Here is a 273-nt window from a genome sequence, read left to right as displayed (position 1 = left end):
TACATCAAGATGTAACAATCTATTTATCCAAGCTGGAGCAAGGTAAGTCACTTGACTTCAATCAGGAAGAGGACAGGAGAATTCTTGTGTATGTGATTAGTGGAGCGGCATATCTGAACAACGAACACCTCATTGGGAAACAAGACTCAGCTCGCATTACAAATCTCTCTTCCTTGGATATTAAAGCAGAGGAAGACTGCTTTTTCATGCTGATTGATTTACCAGGAGGGGATCTTTAATGCTGATGATTCGCCACGCTATTGGAAGCAGACT

1 protein-coding gene is annotated in these 273 nt (G+C 41.8%); it reads left to right on the top strand.

Features of this window, described 5'->3' with window-relative positions:
• The coding region (locus F1003_RS18710) for a pirin family protein (protein WP_202913915.1) at positions 1–239 on the top strand (239 nt) is incomplete at its 5' end.
• Between the last annotated feature and the right edge of the window lie 34 nt (positions 240–273).

It is taken from the genome of Winogradskyella ouciana, from assembly GCF_009709615.1.
In the GTDB taxonomy this organism is placed as follows: domain Bacteria; phylum Bacteroidota; class Bacteroidia; order Flavobacteriales; family Flavobacteriaceae; genus Winogradskyella; species Winogradskyella ouciana.
Note: the sequence above shows the minus strand (reverse complement) of the source record. Positions and strands in the feature narration are given on the sequence as shown.